Here is a 21,707-nt window from a genome sequence, read left to right as displayed (position 1 = left end):
ATAAAAAAAAATGAAAAAAATAATGTTTTCCTGCTTCATGTTAACACTTGCCTTAGTAAGTTGTAATCAAAAAAATAAAGAAGAAAAAGAAGCTGAAGGACAGGTGATTGTTAAATCCGATGTGCAATACAGTTGTCCGATGCATCCGGAAATTACAGGAAAAAAAGGCGATGTGTGCAGTAAATGCGGAATGGATTTAGAACCCGTAAAAGCAGGAGAAGAATCGGCAGACACTAAAGTTGAAATTGCTGAGGTGAGCGATGCCGTGAAAGCTTCCGTTTCTACTGATGCGATTATCAATGCTTATTTGAAAATCAAAAACGCTTTGGCAGCCGATAATGCAAAAGAAGCAGCTACTGCGGCAGCCGATTTTGAAAAAGCAGTTTCGGCAACTGATGTTACAAAAATTGATTCCAAATTATTGACAAAATATTTAAATAGTACTGACGATGCTAAAATCCAAGCCGGATTAATCGCTAAGAATGAGACTAAAATGGATTTGCAAAGAAAGTATTTTGCGGTTTTAAGCAAAGATATTTCGACTTTGATTGCCACTTTTGGGAGCAGTCAGCATTTGTATCAGGATTATTGTCCAATGTATAACGAAGGAAAAAGCGGGTATTGGATTAGTGAATTTAAAGCCATCAAAAATCCGTATTATGGTTCCGAAATGCTTGAATGCGGAGGCATGATTAAAGAAATTAAATAATCTTTTTCCAACTTAATTAGTGTAGTTGATGAAAGCAATCCAAATCCTGACTTCGTTTTTCTAAGTTGGGATTTTTTTGTTTAAAAACAGTTTTAAAATAATTTTCAAATGAAAATTTATATCAAAAATATGGTTTGTGCCCGTTGTGAAATGGCCGTCAAAAAGCTATTGGAAGAAATGGATATTTCGGTGCGCGCCTTAAAATTAGGAGAAGCTGAAATTGAAAATCCACTTACGGAAACCGAAAAACAACAGTTGTCTGAAAATTTGAAAGACTTGGGTTTTGAATTATTGGATGACAAAATAAGCCAAACTATTGAGCGAATAAAAAACCTGATTGTCAATTTGGTGCATTATCAAAAAGACCAGCTCAAAATTAATTTGTCCACATATCTCGCCGAAGATTTAAAACAGGATTATAATGCGTTGAGCAATTTGTTTTCGGAAAATGAAGGTATTACCATCGAGCATTATTTTATTACACAAAAGATTGAAAAAGTAAAAGAACTGATGAATTATAATGAGTTAAGTTTGAGTGAAATCGCCTTTCAACTCAATTATACTGATGTAGCACATTTGAGTAATCAGTTTAAAAAAATTACCGGATTTTCGCCTACGGCTTACAAACAATCTCAGGAAAATAGCCGGAAACAGATTGATAAATTGTAAATTTTACAAATCTTTATCAAAATTGTACAAGGCAAAAAAGGCATGATTTTCTGAACTTTGGATTAAGAAAATAACCAAAAATAAATTAATAAAATCATGAAAAAAATACTCCTTTTGCTAAGCCTGTTCTTAGCGGTTTCGGTAACAGCTGTTGCTCAAACCACCGAAAAAGCTTCTAAAAAAGAAGCTCAAAAAGCCATGTACACTTGTCCGATGCATCCGGAAGTGAAAAGTGACCAACCCGGAAAATGTCCTAAATGCGGGATGGATTTGGTGGCTAAAAAAATGAAAGAAGGCAAACATAAAAAAATGAAAGCCGAGAAGCATGCTGATAAATTTTGCTGTCCGATGCATCCTAACGAAATGAGTGACAAACCGGGCAAATGTCCTAAATGTGGTATGGATATGAAAGCGATGAAAAGTATGAAGGAAGACATGCCTAAGATGAAAGAAGAGATGCATAAAAACATGGATTCGGAAGAATAAATAGTTTAGAATTTATATTTTTTAATTGAAAGAGTCCTGTTTTTACGGGACTTATTTTTATCGTTTATAATCATGAAACATACTTATACAGTCACAGGAATGAGTTGCGACGGTTGTCGAACCAAGGTTGAAAAAACGCTGAATACTATTGAAGGCATTGAAGCAAAGGTTACGTTGAATCCGCCGGAAGCAATTATTCAGATGGAAAAACATTTGCCTACTGCTCAATTACAGGAAGTTTTGGCAAATGCCGGAAATTATACCATCGAAATGACTCATCCTGAAGCTAAAGATAAACCGAAACCGGAATCCAAATCCTGTTGCGGGACTTCTTCTCATTCGCATCATCATCAGCCGAAAGTGAATCCGGAATTGTCCGCAAAACAAGCCGGGAAATATTATTGCCCTATGTTTTGCGAAGGAGATAAGGTGTATGATAAACCCGGAAGTTGTCCGGTTTGCGGAATGGATTTAGTAAAAGCCCCTGAAATTACAATTGCTAAAACCCAATATAGCTGTCCCATGCATCCGGAAGTGATTAAGGACGAACCGGGTTCCTGTCCTATTTGCGGAATGGATTTGGTACCCATGAAACCTGTCGAAAACGAAGAAAATAAAACCTATACGTATTTGCTTAAAAAAATGAAAATTGCCGTAGTATTTACGCTGCCTATTTTCATTATTGCCATGTCGGATATGATTCCTAATAATCCGTTAATGCAGCTGATGGATATGAAAAGCTGGAATTGGGTGCAGTTTGTGTTGTCGCTTCCGGTTGTTTTTTATGCCAGTTGGATGTTTTTTGAACGTGCCTGGAAATCAATAATAAGTTGGAATTTGAATATGTTCACGCTTATCGGAATTGGTGCTGGTGTGGCTTTCTTGTTCAGTGTATTTGGATTGTTGTTTCCTGATTTTTTTCCGGCAGAATTTAAAACTGAAATGGGAACGGTGCATTTGTATTTTGAAGCCACAACCGTGATTTTAACACTGGTTTTGTTAGGACAGTTGTTAGAAGCCAGAGCCCACAGCCGTACCAGTGGAGCCATTAAGGAATTGTTGAAATTAGTGCCTACCGAAGCTGTTTTGGTAGAAAATGGTGCTGATAAAGTGATTGCTATCGATGCGATTAAAAAAGGCGATTTGTTGCGTGTGAAACCGGGAGACAAAATTCCGGTTGATGGGAAAATAACGGAGGGAGAAAGTACAATTGATGAATCTATGATTACCGGAGAACCTATTCCGGTAGATAAAAAGAAAGGTGATGCTGTGGTTGCAGGAACCATCAACGGAAATAAATCTTTTTTGATGCTGGCCGAAAAGGTAGGAGCCGAAACCTTATTGTCGCAAATTGTACAAATGGTGAATGATGCCAGCCGTTCCAGAGCGCCCATTCAAAAATTAGCCGATCGAATTTCAAAATATTTTGTACCAATAGTAGTGTTGGTGGCTGTAATTACTTTTTTTGTTTGGGCGCAATTTGGGCCTCAGGAAAATGCACTCATTTACGGATTTATCAATGCGGTTGCGGTTTTAATTATTGCCTGTCCCTGTGCTTTGGGATTGGCAACACCCATGTCGGTAATGGTTGGAGTGGGTAAGGGAGCGCAATTCGGGGTTTTGATAAAAAATGCCGAAGCTTTGGAGAACATGAATAAGGTAAATGTTTTAATTACGGATAAAACCGGAACCTTGACAGAAGGAAAACCTTCGGTGGAGCACATTCAGGTTTATGACGAAAAGGAAAATGAGGCACTTCAGGCAATTGCATCTGTTAATCAATATAGCGAACATCCTTTGGCACAGGCTATCGTTTCTTTTGCGAAAGCGAAAAACATAACTTTAACTGCCGCTGAAAACTTTGAAGCCATTACCGGAAAAGGTGTAAAGGGGATTGTTGAGGGAAAACAAGTGTTTTTGGGTAATAAAAAACTTTTGGAAGATAGTAAGATAACAATTTCTTCAACTATTGAAGAGCAGGTTATTGCCGAGCAAAAACTGGGGAAAACCGTTTCTTATATTGCTGTTGATCGTTCGGTTTTGGGATTTGTGGTGATTACGGATGCGATAAAAACCAATAGCGCGGCGGCGGTCAAAGAGTTGATGCAAAAAGGAGTGGAAGTGGTGATGCTGACCGGAGATAATAAGAATACGGCTGAGGCAGTGGCCAATGCTTTGCAATTGAGTTCTTTTCAGGCGGGTTGTTTGCCGGAAGACAAATTGAAAGTAATCCAAAAATTACAGTCGGAAGGAAAAATTGTCGCAATGGCCGGTGATGGAATCAATGATGCTCCGGCATTGGCACAGTCGGATGTGGGGATTGCGATGGGAACTGGAACGGATGTTGCCATTGAAAGTGCTAAAATTACTTTGGTAAAAGGCGATTTACAGGGAATTGTGAAAGCCAAAGAATTGAGTCAGGCGGTAATGAAAAACATTCATCAGAATTTGTTTTTTGCCTTTTTCTATAATGTTATCGGAATTCCTATTGCGGCAGGGGTTTTATATCCGGTTTTTGGAATTTTATTGTCACCGATGATTGCGGCTTTGGCGATGAGTTTTAGTTCGGTTTCAGTGATTACCAATGCATTGCGATTGCGAAATTTGAAATTATAAAAATATAAATTGGGACACAGATGAAACGGATTTTAGCAGATTACCGAAGATAACTTATAAGGGCTAAAATCTGTTTGTTTGATTCCTGTTTTTTTTTTACTGTATAAGTTTATCATTGACTAAATGAACTTATATGGTTAAGATTTTAATTTATTATTTTTGAAAAAAAGACAAAATGATGCAACTCTCCGAAATTTGGATTTATCCGGTAAAATCGCTTGCCGGCATTCGTTTGGAAAAGGCAAAAGTCACTCCAAGAGGGTTGGAATTTGACCGAAGATGGATGCTGGTGGATGAAAATGGTGTTTTTGTTACTCAACGTAAACATCCGGAATTGGCATTATTTCACCCTCAAATTGAAGACGGTTTTTTACAAATTTCTCACAATGATACAGCAAAAGGAAGTATTCGTTTTCCGCTTTCGTCAAAGGAGGGAAGTCCTTTAGCGGAAGTAATGGTTTGGGAAGATGCTGTTCAGGCTGTTGAGGTGGACGAAGCGGTTTCGGACTGGTTTTCGGAAATTTTAGGCATTAAAGTCCGATTGGTTTATATGCCCGAAGGCAGTTTGCGCAAAGTAGATCCGAATTATGCCGTTACTCCGGATGATATTACTTCTTTTTCGGATGGATTTCCTTTTTTGCTCATTGGGCAGGCTTCATTAGACGATTTAAATTCCCGATTGGAAAATTCGGTTTCTATCCGACGTTTTCGACCTAATTTTGTGATTAGCGGAGGAAATCCTTATGAGGAAGAAAGCTGGAAAGAATTCAGTATAGGCAATCAGCTTTTTTATGGAGTAAAACCCTGCGGACGTTGCATTATGACGACCGTTGATTTTGAAAAAGGAGTTTTTGCAGGAAAAGAACCTTTATATACTTTGTCTCAATACCGGAAAGTGGGGAATAAGGTTTTGTTCGGACAAAATGTAATTGCTAAACAAGAAGGGTATATTGCTGTTGGGGCAAGTTGTATTCAAAAAAATTAAGATTTTTAAATTCTAAAGTAGTTGGTCATTCGAGAGTGATTACGAGTTTTTGAGCCAGTTTAATTAATTGCCTGTAATTTAAAACTATAACTTGTTACATTATTGCTGATATAGGCAAATTCTAGTAAATCCCCTTCATTATAATTGAAAAGGCTAACTGTGGAGGATATTAAAGTCCATTCTTTGGATATTTGAGTAAAAATTGAGGGCGAAGTAAAAACAAGCTTTAGTTTTAAATCAGAGATTAATTTTTGGTTAGGATTGTTATCTGTAACAGACCATGTACCGTTAAAAGTAACAGTGTCATAAGTTGCGGTTACTGTTTTATCAGTTTTGAAAACCAATTTGTAGTTATAGAATTCTGTATTATCATTGGCTACATTGATAGTAGTCATTTTCCAAGTATGGTTTGTCAATTCTCGATTAGCTTCGTCAAGTGTATTGATTTCCCAGTCTTCTCCACATCCTAAACATTCTACATCGCCAAAGTCATCACCAAAATCAGGTGCATAATTGCAAGAGGAAAGTCCTAGAATAAAAAAAATAAAAACAGGGGCTAGACTAAATCTTTTTAATGTTTTCATGGTAAACAATTTTAAAGATTAATGCTAAATTATTTAGTAGTATAAAGTTAAGTAATTTTTCTTGTTTGTGTTTGTAATCTATTGTGTTTTAAGTTGTTATGAGGATTGTGAAACCAAAGTTTTTGTTTGTGTAAAATGTAATCGCGCAGCAGGAGGGAGTTCTTGCAACCGGAGCTGCAATTGCATTGAAAAAATAAAAAGCCTGCCAGGGATAATAATCCTTCGACAGGCTTTCGTTTAAAAAAAGGGAAGCGTTATTTTATTTTTCTTTTTAAATTATAAATGGTTTCACTTACGGTAAACCAACAGAAGTAAAAAATACCCACTGAGAAAATAATATCACCAATCATGCGCAACCATTTTAAGGTTTGGATGGTTGGAGAGTACAGTAATTCGCTTTCTCTGGCAAAGGAATAGCCTTTGGTAATTGAGGTGTATGCCTGAATAATTCCAATTGGCAATAAACTAAAAAGAACCATTGCAACAAGGCCGATGTTCAAAGCCCAAAAAGCTTTTTTAAGTTTGCTGTTATCCCAGTCTCTGTCTGAATAGAAACGCAAACAAATTAAAATGAATCCCATTCCGAGCATTCCATATACGCCAAATAAAGCGGTATGTGCATGAACAGCTGTGGTATTTAATCCCTGTATATAATACAAAGCAATTGGCGGATTGATTAAGAATCCAAATACTCCGGCTCCCATAAAATTCCAAAAAGCGACGGCAATAAAAAAGAAAATAGGCCATTTGTATTTTTGCATCCAGGCAGTACTTTTTAATAAATTCCAGTTTTCTCTGATTTCAAACCCCATTAAAGTAAGCGGCACAACTTCTAAGGCACTAAAGGTTGCTCCCAAAGCAATCGCTTTTACCGGTGTTCCTGAAAAATACAAATGGTGCAAAGTTCCCAAAATCCCTCCGGCTAAGAAGATAGTCGCTGATGCTACCGAAACTCTTCCCGCTGTTTTGGCTGAAATTATTTTCATTTGAGAGAAAATATAAGCAATCACCACCGTGGCGAATACTTCAAAGAAACCTTCTACCCAAAGGTGAACCAACCACCATCTCCAGTAATTGATTACCGGTAAGCTGCTGTTTTCGCCATACATTAATCCTGAGAAGAAGAACATCCCGATGGCCATTACGGAAATCAATAATATCGTTAGCAACGTTTTAGAATGATCGTTTTTACGGATGGCAAAAATTATGTGCTGGCTTACCATAAGAACCCATAAAACCAATCCGACTCCCAGTAATATTTGCCAAAAGCGCCCTAAATCCATGTATTCATAACCCTGATGCCCGAAGAAAAAGTTGGTTGTCAGACTTAAGAACTGATGAATTCCAAGCCATTCGCCAAACATAGAACCCAATACGATAATCAGTAAGGCAATGAACAGAAAATTGATTCCCAGAATGTGTTTTTTGATTTCTTTTCCGGAAATCATCGGTGCCAGGAATAATCCGGTGGCTAACCAGGTTGCTGCAATCCAAAATACAGCCAACTGCGTATGCCAGGTTCTTGTGACAGAATAAGGCAGGAATTTGGAAATTTCGAAACCAAAAAACGCCTGACCTTCTACGGTATAATGCACCGTGACAATTCCTAAAACAATTTGTAAAACGATTAATAATGAAATAATCAGGAAATATTTTAAAACTGCTTTTTGCGAAGGCAATAATTTTAAATCCTGTAACGGATTGCTTTGCGGTTTGTCCAGCAATTCGCCTTTTTCATGATTAAGAAGGTAATAGTAAGTTAATATTCCGATGAATAATAATAACAACACAATTGACAAACCTGACCAAATCACCGAGCTGTTAGTGATGTTATTGTCAATCAAAGGTTCGTGCGGCCAGTTAGACGTATATGTATAATCGGCGTTGGGTCTGTTGGTACTGGCAGCCCAGGAAGTCCAGAATAAAAAAGCATTTAGCTGAGTTAATTTTTTGCTGTCGGTTAATGCTTTTTTCTGGATAGCATATTCGGCATTTCCTTCTGAAAAAATACTGCTAAAGTGTGCCGTATTGTTTTTGATGGCATTGTAGCGTTCTTCTGAAATACTGATGGTTTTTGTGGCTTCATTATAGGTATTGGTTCGGATGTCCTGGATTAATCGGGCTTTTAGCGCCGCTTTTTTTTCAACATCTAAATTTTCATAAGAAGTGCTAAAGGCTTTAGCCCAGTTGTCCAGCACAAAAACGGCTTCTTTATGAATCCATTCGGCGGTCCAGTCCGGAGCTACATAGCTTCCGTGTCCCCAAACCGAACCTACTTCCATTCCGCCAATGGATTCCCATACATTTTGCCCGGTTTGAATATCTTCTTTGGTATAAATTATTGTTCCTGTATTTTTTAAAATTACTTTTTCCGGAATCGGAGGCTGTGTTTGATAGATTTCTTTCCCCACTCCCAGAAGGATTATAAATGAGATGATTACCACACTTATAAAGGCTAACCACGTTTTTTTCATTTTTATTTTATTTAATTGGAATTAATTTGTTGTGATGTTTTTACTTTTACAAAAGACAAAAAGAGGTTTTTGTCTTTTATTGCTTGCCGGCGGATACTGATTTTTTCATTTTTGTAAAGGTTTTTAATTATTCGATACAAAAGTACACTAATTTTAATAAAAGACAAAAATATCCTTTATTAAAATTTAGCGGGAAGATTTTACTGATTTGAGCAGAAAAATTATTCCATAATCTGCGGAAATCTGCAAAATCTGCAAAATCTGCGTGAAAGTTTACTGTTTCGAACGTGAAAGGATTCGCTTCGCTGAATTTTATTTCGCGCACGAGCGAGGTGTTATATCGGACTTTAAATTTGAGTTGTCAAAATTTCGATATTTTTCAGCTTTTGAAAATCTCTATCATTAGTGACAATTTTATAATTGTTCGATCTTGCCAAATTGGCGATATAAGAATCGTTGAAATCTACAATTTCAAAATCACTGAGTACAGAAATCATATCATTATTATGAAAACTGTCAGAAACTTTAATTAAAATTGGTATTGATAAAATGTTTGAAATTAAATGTTTCACAGTTGATATTGAGTTTTTATAATCATCCGTAGTGCTAAAATGACGTTTGAATTCTGGATTTGGGATATTACACGTTTTTGACCATTGTTTGAAATCGTGACGCAATAAAACATTTGCGAACTCTGAAATAATCATTGAATTTATATATAAGGCACTGTTTCTGTTTATAAGTTCTTGAAGGAAACCAGCATAAGCAGTTTGGTCATTTCTTTGATAATTGGCTACAGTACCAAAAAGTAATAACCAAATATTAGTATCAAAAAAAAACTGATCAGATAATTTGATTTTATAAGAATTAATATTAGTCGCTGCCATAAATCGAATCACTTGTGTTTCTTTCAAAACCTTGTCGGTCAGCAAAATATTCTTTCGCTCGTTTAACAACTATGGCAAATAAAGATCTGTCTTGTTCTTGGACGTTTACTATCTTTAAGTTACTATTTAGAAACTCACTTGAATATTTATTATTACTATATAATTGTCCTATTGAAGAATTTAAAAAAGCAGTTGTCATTAGTGTAATTCCTTCAAAGTCAAGAATTACTGGGTTTTTTTTTGAAAAATTTTGATCTAATAAATCAAATATTCTATCACCATCATCAGTTGTGACGGCAAAGTTCGTCTTTATTATATCTATTATTCTTAATTGCATTATATTTTTTTTCAAAGTTAGAAAATAATATCGAATTGAGGCACTTCATCAGCTAAACTATAATGGTTATTTTCTGTTAAATCAAATTCAAGATTTGCAATGGTTCCTCTGAAACTAAAATTTAAGTCATGTTTGCTAATTTTTCCTTCTCTTAATTCCCAATAACCATTAGATGAAACAACTTGTATTTTCCCTTTATTTAAATTTATAAATTCGAAAATTAAACCTAGACCTAATCCACCGGGTATGTTTCCAACTTTTGTAGTGTTTCCTGTTTCCATAGCCCAATCTATATATTCAGAAGATTTCATGTCCTTTTTTAAAAAATCCTTTACATTATTGACAATGGTTTGTCCAGTGTCAACAATTGTTATGTGTAATTTCTTTCTAGTTGGATAAAATTGACCACAAGTATGTATATGTTTACATTTTCCATGTGTTCGAGCATTTTCAAATAATTCAAAAATATTACGCTTTATCTCTCCTCCAAGCTTTTCAGAATGTCTTGGGAAATCTTTGTTATCAAGTAGTTCCGATTGAATATAGTCATTATAAAGTTGCGGTTCATGTTCTTTAAATTTCATGTATGGGATTTGCGTACTACTGCTAAATAAGCTTGAAGAAGTAATTCCATACTGAGGAAAAAAACCGTTTCTAAACAAAATATCATTTTTTAATCTAAAGTACTCAGCATCGATAATTTTTACTCTATTATGTCTATTTTCTAAATCTTCAATAATTGCCCCAAGAATAGCAACTAGATTTGCTTCAAACCAATAAACATTTTTAAAGCTTATATGAATGTCTTCTCCAATAAAATGGGATAAATCACTTTGAAGTCGTAAAAGTAATTCATAACCATTAACATCTGAAGTAATTTTTGACGGTATATATACAATTTTCATTTTGTAAAGATATGAATTTTATGATACTCTATAATTTTCTCACAAAAAAGCACAGAGTTAGCTGTGCTTTTTAAAAATATATCTAAGATAAAGGTTTAAGGTGCCAATTTAATATTCGGCTTTGGAGCGGCTTTCATTCCGGTTCCCATATAAAAACTGGTATGTGGTGGCTGGTTGTAACCTACATTTTGCCAGGCAATTGCCAGTCGGTATTGCGAATCGTGCATTAGGGTGTATTGCCTGATTGTAGTTGGAATCGTGGTAGAATAAATACGCAATTCGCTGTTGTCGTTACTTCTTAAAATGAGTTCTTCTCTCCAGTCGCCTAAAATATCAGCCGAAAGGGCAGGAGTGGATTTTGAGCCATTATTAGAACGGGCACCTTCGGCAGTGAATAGGCGTCCTTTGCCGTATTTGTCAATATAATTGGAATTTAGAATTTCTCTCGAAGCATCGCCATCCCAATAAATTAAGAAATTGGTAGAACGGGGTGCATCCCCAATGCGGTTCCCTTTGATGTCATACAATCCTCTGGAACCGGACCACCACATTTGGGCACCCACTCTTGTGGTATCGATATTATCGGCAACGCCACGACCTACATCTTCATTGGGAGCGGCGGTAAACAATACTTTTCCATCCGCAGCCGAAAACAAAGCCACACCCGGACCTTTAGTGCCTTCTTCGATTTCGTGAACGCCAAAAACTTCCTGACCCGGAATTTCAGGATCTAAATCGCTTACATGAAGCGCATCGCCATGACGAAATCCGGTAGTGTACAATCCTTTTCCATCGTCATCAACCACCATTGAACCAAAGATGATTTCGTCTTTGCCATCATTATCCACATCGGCAACCGAGAGTCCGTGATTGCCCATTCCGGAATAAGGATTACTGCCGTCTTTGGTATCAAAAACCCATCGCGAAGTCAGTTTTTTATCTTTAAAATCCCAGGCTGCTATTACGATGCGACCGTAATAACCGCGACACATAACCACACTTGGGTGTATGCCGTCCAAGTAAGCCACACAAGCCGTAAAACGATCGACACGGTTTCCGGTGTTGTCATTTTTTCCGTTGCCGCCTTTCCCGCCCCAAGCTCCGATATTCCCTCTTTCGGGAATGTAAGGCACGGTAGTTACTAAATTTCCTGTTTTTCCGTCAAAAACCGAAAGGTATTCCGGTCCTTGTAAAATTTTCCCAAAAGTCCCTGATTTCGGATTCAAATCTCTCCAGTCTTTGGTGGCATCTCCTACTACATTTTGGGCATTATCTGTTGTTCCATCGGCGGTTTTACAAACGAATTCAGCTATGCCGTCACCGTCTAAATCGTAAACCATAAATTGAGTGTAATGAGCGCCTTCGCGAATGTTTTTGCCCAAATTAATTTCCCATAAAAATTTCCCTTCTAAGGTATAAGCCTGAAAAATAGGAGGATCAGTCAATCCGGTAAACGAATTGTCGGCTCCTTTTCCGGTCATGTGAACCACAAGTTCATAACGGCCGTCTCCGTCTAAATCTCCTACCGAGCAATCGTTGGGAGCATAGCCCGGAATGGCTTTTAACGGAATGGATAAATAGTTTTTATCAGGACTATTGGCTGCCAGGCTAAAACTTCCTTTGGCTTCTTTTTCAACGTCATTCAGCACTGTTTTTACAAACCAGGTATTTTCTTCGGCGGGATTCGCTTTTTCATCGATCAGGTTGGTTGCACCTGTAATTGGTTTTTCATTTACTTTAACTGCGGTTTTGTTGCTACTTTTTCGATACAAATTAAAAGTTACATTATCAGGGTCTGTGCCCAGAACACGCCAGCTAATGTAGAAATGATTGTTTTCTTTTACAGCAATTAGTCCACGGTCTAAGGATTCCATTTGTCTTTGACTGAATAGCAAAAAGCTGTTGGTCTGAATTAGGAGTATTACTAAGAGGAATTTTTTCATTATGGTTTTAGGGTTGGGTTAATTGGTTAAAGGGTATTAGACTGTGAATAAGGGAAAAAGTTTAAAGAGTTAAAGTCTTTTTTGTAAAAAAAGAGATTATCTCTTTATGAAGCTAACGATGTAAGTTTGTTCAAAATGATAAATTGTAATTTTCTTTTTTGCTTGATCAAAAAAGAAACAAAAAAATATTCATGCACTTTTATTGTTTTTCTGTATTCATGAATCTTTGATTTCAAGTCTTGCGCTTCCTCGTCGGTCAAATTGGTTTTCGAATGCTAAAAGAGGCAGCACTCGCTGCGCTCAGACAGCTTTTCTTTTTACGCTTTCTTCAAACATTTGACACTCGACTGCGGCAGCTAAGGACGTTTGAATCTCATAAGCAACAATGATTTTATTACAATTGATGTATACTTTTTTTAAACAAAAAATACTGAGAATTAAAAACTCTCAGGATTTAGTTTCATTCGGCTAAAGCTTAATGTAATTAACATAAGCAATAGCAAATAAACCACCCCGCCTTTCAGGCACCCCTCCAAAGGAGGGGAAATTACGAGACTTCCCCTCCTTTGGAGGGGTGCCCAACGGGCGGGGTGGCTTTTCTATATATGAAAGAAGTTACCCTTTAAAACATCTTTTCAAGACCTTCCCATTTTACATTCCATTTACCATCTTTTGGGAAACCCGGATTGTTTTCGGTAGTACCATCCCAACCCGCACACATCATAGCTACAGCTGTTAGAATTCCACCATTACCAGGTAAATAAATAGGCAAACGTCCTTCTTGATAGTTGTGTCCGTTAACCAAATAAGTGTTGGTTTGCACCTCCATAAACAAGGCATCAACTGCTTTTTCGGGCATTCCCAATCGGGCAGCAGTCATGGCTGTCATTGGAAAATCCCAGCCCCAAGTTTCTTTCCATGACCAGGTGTCCCAAATTAAATCAAAAGTATTTCGCATGATTTTTTTGTCCAATAAAGTCGTTTCTGGTAACATTCCGAATGTGCCAAAAACAGAAGGATGATCGGTTTTGTATTCCGGATTGATATAAGAATCGGTGGCGCTTTCGGTAGCCAGATACACATTATTTTGAATTGGTAATTTAGATAATTGAGCTACCACGTCTTTCCATTTGGCAACTTCCGGTTCACCCAATCGTTTTTTCCATTCTAAAGCGGTATTTAAAGCCCAATTCCAATAGGCCAATTCATAAGTTGGATTGTAAGTATCTGCAGCTACAAATCGTTCCTGTGCCGGAATAACTCCTGGTCCCAAAATGTATCTTTTTTGCTCTTTGTTGTAATAAGCAAAAGAAGCCATAAAATCGGCAGTGGCAAAAACGCGTTTTTTGTATAAATCTAAAGTGGCTTTATCTTTATGGTCACGATACATCAGTTCGGCATAAGTAATAAAATGAGGCTGTTGCCAAATTAATAAAGCTCCAATAGAAGAAGGTGCTTCGTTACCATCTGGGTCGGTCATTTTTTGCCATCTTACGCCATCAAAACCTTGACGTTCGGCAATTTTTTTGGCATTATCATACACTTTATTGTACCAAGGAAGACTTTTTTCTAATAGATTGGCTCTTCCCCATAAAGGGAAATGTACGCCGTGCCACCAGTGCATTTCCAAGTGCGGTTTTCCATACCAGCTGTTAAAAGTCAATCCGGTTTCCTGCGGAGGTTCTGTTCCCGTACATTGCAATTTGGTTAGGTATTGCGACAACACAATTCTGCGCTCCAATTCGAAAGCTCTGGCATCTGTACATTTTGAGAAATCAACAGCTGCGCCACTTTTCCAGAATTTTTCCCAACCTGCAATGCTGCTCGATTGAACCGCCGCAACATCCGGAATGTTTAGATTTCCTTTATGAGCCGGAGCAAATTCGCAACTGAATTCAAAGTTGTTGCTTTTGGCTGGAGTCAAAAGAAAATAATGCGCTTCTTTTTTTGAAATACTTGCATTTCCTTTCCATTTTAAACCAATATTGTAGGTGATGGAATCCATTTTATGATTGATTATCGCCTCATTTTTACCTTTGTTTGAAAGAGTGCTGGTATAGGCAAAATCGGCTTTCCAAAGGTTGCCGTTGTCGCCCCATTTCATAGTTGGGAAAGGAATGCGCAGACGAATTTTTAGCTGTCCTTTTTTCATCAAATCGGAAGCTACTTTTACACCAATAACATCTTTTTCCTGATGCGAAGCCGTCCATACTTTTACCGGAGTTCCTTCCAATGTGAAAGAACTTTCAATCTCTCCCGTCCATACATTCAGCGTTTGTTTAATGTTTTTTATGTCTGATGGTTGAGCCAGAGTTCCGTCTTTTTTGTACAATTCAAAACCTAAATTCCCCAACTGTAAACGATGCGCATTGGCACGGAAATATTCCACCGCTTTTGCAGCATGTTCCGGCGATTTTTGTTGCATAGAATAAGGAACCTGTCTGCCGTGTTGTTCAAAATTTCGTAGGGTTTCCTCAAATTTGTAATTTTCGGTATTCGGTACAGCATCCCATCCCCATTCCGATTGGGTTCCCAGAGGGACTCCCGCCTGATAATAGTCGGGAAAACTTTGCAATCCGGTGGCATCAACGGTAAAAGCAAAAGTTCCGTTTCCCACCGATAAAGAACCTAAGGTGTCAATTTTGGTAATATTGACATTGTGCCTGGTTACAACGGCTTTTCGGTCAATTTTTTGCTGTGCCTTAGCTGTGGTTAGCAGCAAACATAAAGAGAGGCTGATTAATAATTTTTGCATAAATTATAATTTAATTGATTTTAAAAATAAAAGCGGAAGCCGTTTTATATTTCCCGCCTTGTGAAGCGGTAAACAGATAAGTAGGTTTTCCGTTTTGAAATAAGAGTTGTGGTCTTTCCACTCTTCCATAGCGATTCAAATGTTTTGGGGCTGGTGGTTGTTCAATGTATTTGCTGAGTTCCTGATAGCCAATTTGTGGTTTCGACCAATGTTTACCATCGTTGGATTCCAGGTACAAGCCTTTGTCCATACCAAAAACACCCATGTCTCGGGCTATCATTTTGAATTTGCCTTTTTCGTACCAAACATAAGCATCTTCACATTGTTGGTTGTTGCCCATTTTATGGAAATCAACTACAGGATTGCCTTCGTATTTGATATAAGGACCTTCAAGTGAATCAGCAATAGCCAGACCGTATTTTCGATTGCCTTTGATTTCAAATTTTGGATGTACGTAGCCTTCGGTGTCCAATGATTTGTAATATAGCCAATACTTACCATTGTGTTTGATAAAAGAAGGATTCGTAGTCAGTAAATCATCCCATTCGCCTTCTTTTCCGGGAAGTAATAAGGGTTCGTCCGGTCTTTTCCATGGGCCATAAAGGGAATCAGCGGTTGCTAATCCGATGCGTTTGGTGTTCATTTTTCCATTGGAATTTCCTAAAAAGAATAAGGCATATTTTCCATCTACATAATGGATACTTGGGTTGTGGCAGGTAGTAGCATCCCAAAAACCGGGACCTCTTGGTGCAAGTACGGTACTCACATATTCATAAGGACCTTCGGGTTTATCGGCAACAGCATGTGCAATTTCTGAACAGTTTATCCATCCGCTCATGCCTTTGCTTTTAGGCCAGCGCGAATAGAAAACATGAATTTTCCCATCTGGACCTTCAATGGGACTATTGCACCAAACGTAATAGTCCTCAAATTCCAAAGCACGCCCTACGGGCGTTAAACTTTTGGCAAAATCTGAAAGTTTGGGTTCTTTGTCAGAAGTCAAAAAATCATGCGCATGTACAGGAAGCATAGCTGCCAGAGAAGCCAGCAAAGTACTGCTTATAAATTCTTTTCTGTTCATTTTAGTCTCTTTTTAATGTTAGACTCATTATTCCAATCAATACTTCATTAGCAACGGCTTTGATTTCCAGATTTTTTAGTTTTTTATTTTTGTCCAATGGAATATCAAGAATCGTTCCGGCACCGCCTTCCACACCAAAATCACTAAAACCCTTAATCGTTTTGAAGTCATTGAAATCTCGGGTAATGATTCCTGATTTTAAATAAACTCTGGGCGGTTTTTGTGCATTAGTGGTAAATGCATAGCCATCGGTATAATAATCCTGCTCAATAGGCCACCAGTTTTCCGGATTTTTTAGTTCCAGTTTCTCGCTGCTGCCATCGCTGTAAGTTACAATTATTTCGCCATTGGTAAAACGGCTTTGCATCGGATTGGTAGTTCCTGCCATCAGTAAATAGACCTGAGAAGCTTTTCCCGAAAGGGGAATACTGATGTTTTTTGGGAAATTATCCCATTGGGATACAAAGGCTATGTTTTTTTCAGCCAACGAAGGTGTAGCAAAGGGAACTCCCTGCGGACTCGTAATTTGGTTTTTAATTCCTGCTAATTTTCTTAAGCCCGAATCGTCAATTTCTGGTTTGATAAACGGATAGCACCAGTTACCTATGCCCTGAGTCGGGATTTGTAAACTAGGCGATTGCGCTCTTGGGCTGAGGTATTTATTTTCAAAAATATTGGTGATTTTGTCGTTATAAATTGTGCTTAAAGATACTGTTTCCCATTTCGTTTTTGAATTACTTGAAATGTCCCAATTGGTAAAAGTCAGTTTGGTTTTGGTTCCGTTATCCCAATTTAGTTCGATTTGGTTGGTTCCGGAATGCAATTGGTTTACGGGAATTTCAATAGTTTTTTCTGAATTTGCTTCGAAAATTGTATTTGCTTTCTTTGTATTTTGATTAACAACATAAGTTCCGGCTAAGCTCGAATTGGAGTGATTTTTAATTGTCAAAATTGCTTTATCAGCTTTAATTTCATTCGAAACAATTGCTATTTTAGGATTGATTTTTAAGTCGATTGCCTCCCACCAAATCATCTCTTTTTGTTGTAATTTGACGAAGAAAGATTTATTACTCAAACCATAGGCAATTGCAGCTATTTCATGATTTTGTTGGTTGATTTGTTCCAAACAACTTTGACTGTCTTTGATTTCTAAAATAGTCGCTTTTTGGGTTTTGATAATGAGTTTTTCGCCTTCGCAAATGCTAAAATCCGAGCTGATTTTTTCAAGTTTTTCGCCTTTCCAAATAATTTCGATTTGGTATATATCTGCATAAGGACTTTCGATGCTGATTTTTGGGTTTCCAACTGTTCCCTCAATTTGTTTCCATGAAACTTCCTTACCGTTTACGATGACTTTGCTAATGTTCTCATGAGTTGCATTTAGTACTAATTGCAAATTCATTTTTGTTGGAAAATGCGGTGTTATTTTATAAATGTCAATATTGTTTTTTCTTTCGAAAGAAAATGCCACATCGGGAATTTCTAACGAAGCTTCATTCCAAGATTTAGGAAGTCCAGGTTGGATAGTAAGCGTGTTTTTGAGTGCATTTGGCTGAATTCCAAAAAGTCCTTCTACCAATGATCTTCCTGCCATTCCCACTGGATCGGCAAAGTCACGGTACAATTCGCCACGAATCGCATCCTGAAATAATAACTGTTCAAATCCGCCTGGGCAAGCTCCTAGATACATACTTTCAATGAGTCCGCTTTCCCAAAGTTGGTAGGCTTTTTCGGCTTGTCCGCCTTGCCAATAGGCGAGGGCAGTGTGTAAAATCTCAGCCAATGCCACATTATTTACAGACCAGGTGTAAGGCTGCCAATTGGTGGTTGAAATCAATTCCAGATTGTTTTTATCCAAACCTTCAGCCTGAACCGGAATATGAGGAATTTCATTGTCAATGTATTTCAGCGCTTGATATGCCTGAAAAGGATTGGCTACTTCGCTGTCTAGCGTATGATAAATACTCCAAATTCCGGGAGTATCATGTGTGAGTTGATTGCCCAAAAGGTCTTTGTATTCGGCAAAAGTCCCTTTGTTGTTGAGCCATAATTTTTTTTGAATGGCATCATAAATATGCTGTGCTTCTTTGGCGTAGGCCGAACCATCTTCGCCAATAATGATGGCTAATTCTGCAGCCATTTTATTTGCATAATAGTTATAGGCAGAGGTGTAAACTACGCCACCGCCGCTATAACCCAGACCGTCACTCGCCCAAATAGCTGCGTAGGCATCGTACAAACCATCGCCGTCTGTATCGTAATTACGTTTTTCCCAAGCCAGATGTCTGCTGATTACTGGCCACATTTTTTTGAGAAAATCTTTATCACCCGTCCATTTAAAATGGCGAATTAATTGGTCAATAAAAACCAAATTCATATCATAATGATGGGCAACGGTGTTTTTGTTTGGATTGCGACTGATGTAACCACTACTAAACATTGAAGTGCCTATTTTTTCGAGTTGACGGGCATAATTTCGGGTCGTATCTGGTACAACAGGACCTGATTCCGGTTCGATGACCTGAGAATTTCCATAGCTTTCAAAATGGGTTTTAGCTCGGTCGTGCCAGCCCAAAGGGTCGGCTACATAAGCACCTCGCCAGGCATTCAGGTACATTCTCCAGGCAATAGCACCGTGCAAATAAGCCGGATTTTCCCAAATAGCATCGGCTGCCATGGCTAGAGCACCGCCCAGTGTATTTATGTAAGGATCTGGGGTGTTGACTTTGATTCGGTTGGCCAAAACATCACTTTGATTGAGGGCTTTTTGGAATTTTTCAGCAAGACTTTTTTGAGTTGCATTTTCAACCTTTTTGATGTTTTCAATTAGCCAATAATCTCCATTTTTCGAAAATTCATTTAATTGACCAATCAGCATCGGAGCCGTATCTACTTTTGAAGCCCAATTTTCTAGAGGTGTTTTTAGAAAATTAGCGCTTGAAATTTGGACTTTGGAATCTGGGAATATTCCACTAAGATTTTGATTATTTTCGGTTATTTTTTTACTGCTTTCTGAACCATAAGAAAGTATAAAACTGTTTTTGCTTATTTGGTATTGATTGTTAATACAATTTTCGGGATGCAAATAAAAAACAGATTCCGGGTCACCACCAATATCTCCATTTCGGGAGAATTTTTTGCCACTGGCACCACCAAAAGCCCAAAATAAGGAGCTGTTTTTAGGTATGTTGTTTGCTGTAACTTTAATAATAAATCCTTCGCTATCATTTAAGGCAACTATTTGTACAGCCAAAGTTCCCTTTTCAAGTAGAGCATCTTTGATTTCATATGCTACAGTTCCTGGTGTGTATTTGGTTTTGATTTGAGTCGCCTCCGTAATCCATTTGCTGTTTTTGCCATTACTAATTCCCAATTTGAAATTGCCTCCCATTCCCGGCATGTACATGGAAAATTCCGGTAAATCGCCCGCTTCCACTCTAAAAGCGGTGTTACTTCCGTATAAAGCACGATTGAATTTCCGGGTGCCGTTTTGTAAAACAAAACTTTTCCCTTCCGGGCTGTAATGGATTTTTCGTTTTTCTCCATGCCATAAATTTTGACTTTGAACAGACAAATTAGATATAGAAAGAGAAAGAAGTAACAGGGAAATAGAGATTTTGGATTTCATTATAGAATAATTGTTTTTTACCGTTAATTCACGAATGTTATTTATAATTTTTATAGTGAATTTGTGTCTTTATTTTTTATTATCTGTTTGCAACTTTTGAAAAATCTACATTCGTGGAATTTTCAATTTTTAGTGTCGAATTATCTAAGGCATTTATGCTTACATCGTCTAAAAACCAATTTTGGCTAAAATTGATACTTCCGGCGGTTTGGGCCGTAATCTGAACATTTTTTAGATGGACATTTTCCACAATTGATTCCTTTAATCCGCTCACTGAAATGGCCTTTTTAGCGCCTTTGATGTCGATGTTTTTTAAGTAGATATTTTTGAAAGTTGGAATTCCTTTAGACTCTGGTTCAACTTTATTCAGCATTTTTTTCCAATGCGGAGGCAAGCTTTCCTCGGTGTATCCTTCCGGTAATTTGGAGTAGCTGTAAGCGGGATTCCAATTCATCGAAATGGTGATAAAAGTTCCTACGCTTTCCATTTTGATATTTTCCAGATACACATCTTCTACGGTTCCTCCCCGATTGGTTGCCGATTTGATGTTAAGGCCGTTTTTGGTGCCAAAACCTTGAATATTTGAGGCATAAACGTGACGAATACTACCTGAAGTTTCGCTACCTACTGTAAACAATCCAGCACCTTGTCTGGCAATGCAATTACGAACCACAACATATTCGGTTGGTTTGTTGACACGAAGTCCGTCCCAATCACGACCCGCTTTCAGACAAAAATTGTCATCATTGCAATCAATATCACAGTTTTGAACCAAAATCCATCGGGAAGAATCGATATCAACCCCGTCGGTACTTGGACCGTGACCGCCAATGTTATTTCTGATTTTGATTCCGTCAACAGTCACATACTCTGAATACAATACCTGCACCGTCCAAAAGCCCGCTTTTTGAATATTTAAATTTTTAAGAAATACATTTTTGGAATTAGAAATTAAAATCGTTCGGGGGCGTTTGGCATCATAATCTACAATCCAGCGTAAATTTTTGGCTTCGTATTCTTTGCGTAAATTCCAATAATAATCCCAAAAGACTTTGCCCTGTCCGTCAATGGTTCCTTCGCCATCCAAAGTGATATTTTTTTGGTCTAAAACATTGATTAAAGCTGCCGGCCATTTCATCTCAATTCCGGCAACACGAGTGTCAATTTCAGGATAATCAGCTATGTTTTCACTTCCTAAAAGTGTTACGTTTTCCGGAACATTAAAATGAACGCCTTCTTTTATAAATAAAGAACCAATCAGATATTTTCCAGGTTTAAAAGTGACGGTTCCACCACCATTTTTACTGCATTCGTCGATGGCTTTTTGAATGCTTTTTGTGGAGAGTGTTACACCGTCATTTACTGCACCAAAATCATTGGGATAATAGGTTTTTGAACTGAAAGTATTTTCTTTTGCACCCACTTTATTAATCCATTTGGGTTCAAAATTGGGTGTGCTTTTCGTAATTTGAGCGGTTTCTTTACAGGAAAAAAATAAGCAGCACAGTATATTTAAAAAAAGGGGAGCGATTTTCATTTGAATATGTTTTATTTCCGAAAATCTTTATTTCCTTTCTAAAAACTATCCTGTACTGGTCTGTTTTTTGATTAAAAATGTTTGAATGGATAAAATTGAGATAGTTTTGGA

15 protein-coding genes are annotated in these 21,707 nt (G+C 37.5%); 5 read left to right on the top strand and 10 right to left on the bottom strand.

From position 1 onward, the window contains the following. Positions 1-10 precede the first annotated feature (10 nt). From B6A10_RS03580 to B6A10_RS03560, 5 genes are all read left to right on the top strand, one after another. A complete protein-coding gene (locus B6A10_RS03580; protein WP_188219743.1) occupies positions 11-709 on the top strand; it encodes a DUF3347 domain-containing protein in 699 nt (232 codons plus the stop codon). 108 nt (positions 710-817) lie between these two features. Continuing rightward, complete coding sequence (locus B6A10_RS03575; protein WP_188219742.1) at positions 818-1,378, top strand: AraC family transcriptional regulator; 561 nt, start codon at positions 818-820, stop codon at positions 1,376-1,378. Positions 1,379-1,474: 96 nt separating this feature from the next. Then, on the top strand, positions 1,475-1,864 hold the full coding sequence (locus B6A10_RS03570) for a heavy metal-binding domain-containing protein (RefSeq protein ID WP_188219741.1): 390 nt from the start codon (positions 1,475-1,477) through the stop codon (positions 1,862-1,864). A gap of 72 nt (positions 1,865-1,936) precedes the next feature. Beyond that, positions 1,937-4,480: a heavy metal translocating P-type ATPase gene (locus tag B6A10_RS03565; protein WP_188219740.1), complete on the top strand. Its 2,544-nt coding sequence runs from the start codon at positions 1,937-1,939 to the stop codon at positions 4,478-4,480. Positions 4,481-4,655: 175 nt separating this feature from the next. Further along, positions 4,656-5,465 (top strand): MOSC domain-containing protein, encoded by an 810-nt coding sequence (locus tag B6A10_RS03560; RefSeq protein WP_188219739.1) that lies wholly within the window; start codon positions 4,656-4,658, stop codon positions 5,463-5,465. A gap of 59 nt (positions 5,466-5,524) precedes the next feature. On the opposite strand, the gene B6A10_RS03555 is transcribed toward B6A10_RS03560, so the two are convergent. The 10 genes from B6A10_RS03555 to B6A10_RS03510 form a co-directional block, all read right to left on the bottom strand. Continuing rightward, a complete protein-coding gene (locus B6A10_RS03555) occupies positions 5,525-6,049 on the bottom strand; it encodes a hypothetical protein (protein WP_188219738.1) in 525 nt (174 codons plus the stop codon). Positions 6,050-6,303: 254 nt separating this feature from the next. Next, positions 6,304-8,523: a nitric-oxide reductase large subunit gene (locus B6A10_RS03550; protein WP_188219737.1), complete on the bottom strand. Its 2,220-nt coding sequence runs from the start codon at positions 8,521-8,523 to the stop codon at positions 6,304-6,306. A gap of 347 nt (positions 8,524-8,870) precedes the next feature. Further along, on the bottom strand, positions 8,871-9,410 hold the full coding sequence (locus B6A10_RS03545) for a type II toxin-antitoxin system VapC family toxin (RefSeq protein WP_188219736.1): 540 nt from the start codon (positions 9,408-9,410) through the stop codon (positions 8,871-8,873). Continuing rightward, positions 9,397-9,747, bottom strand: a complete 351-nt coding sequence (locus B6A10_RS03540) for an STAS-like domain-containing protein (protein WP_188219735.1) — start codon at positions 9,745-9,747, stop codon at positions 9,397-9,399. The genes B6A10_RS03545 and B6A10_RS03540 overlap by 14 nt, the downstream gene beginning before the upstream one ends. Before the next feature lie 17 nt (positions 9,748-9,764). Beyond that, positions 9,765-10,652 carry a hypothetical protein gene (locus B6A10_RS03535; RefSeq protein ID WP_188219734.1) on the bottom strand — a complete coding sequence of 296 codons (888 nt, stop codon included), beginning with the start codon at positions 10,650-10,652 and terminating at the stop codon, positions 9,765-9,767. Between the two features lie 95 nt (positions 10,653-10,747). Continuing rightward, the gene (locus B6A10_RS03530) at positions 10,748-12,595 is read right to left on the bottom strand and encodes a rhamnogalacturonan lyase (protein WP_188219733.1); all 1,848 of its coding nucleotides are present in this window, start codon (positions 12,593-12,595) and stop codon (positions 10,748-10,750) included. A gap of 622 nt (positions 12,596-13,217) precedes the next feature. After that, positions 13,218-15,350 (bottom strand): hypothetical protein, encoded by a 2,133-nt coding sequence (locus tag B6A10_RS03525; protein WP_188219732.1) that lies wholly within the window; start codon positions 15,348-15,350, stop codon positions 13,218-13,220. 10 nt (positions 15,351-15,360) lie between these two features. Then, entirely contained in the window at positions 15,361-16,431 is a 1,071-nt protein-coding gene (locus tag B6A10_RS03520) for a glycoside hydrolase family protein (RefSeq protein WP_188219731.1), read from the bottom strand. Position 16,432: 1 nt separating this feature from the next. Then, positions 16,433-20,059, bottom strand: coding sequence for a DUF4450 domain-containing protein (locus B6A10_RS03515; protein ID WP_188219730.1), 3,627 nt, complete (start codon positions 20,057-20,059; stop codon positions 16,433-16,435). Positions 20,060-20,138: 79 nt separating this feature from the next. After that, a complete protein-coding gene (locus tag B6A10_RS03510) occupies positions 20,139-21,596 on the bottom strand; it encodes a glycoside hydrolase family 28 protein (RefSeq protein ID WP_188219729.1) in 1,458 nt (485 codons plus the stop codon). Positions 21,597-21,707 lie beyond the last annotated feature (111 nt).

This window comes from Flavobacterium pokkalii (assembly GCF_014596575.1).
Classification (GTDB): domain Bacteria; phylum Bacteroidota; class Bacteroidia; order Flavobacteriales; family Flavobacteriaceae; genus Flavobacterium; species Flavobacterium pokkalii.
This window is presented reverse-complemented; position numbering and strand designations above follow the sequence as displayed.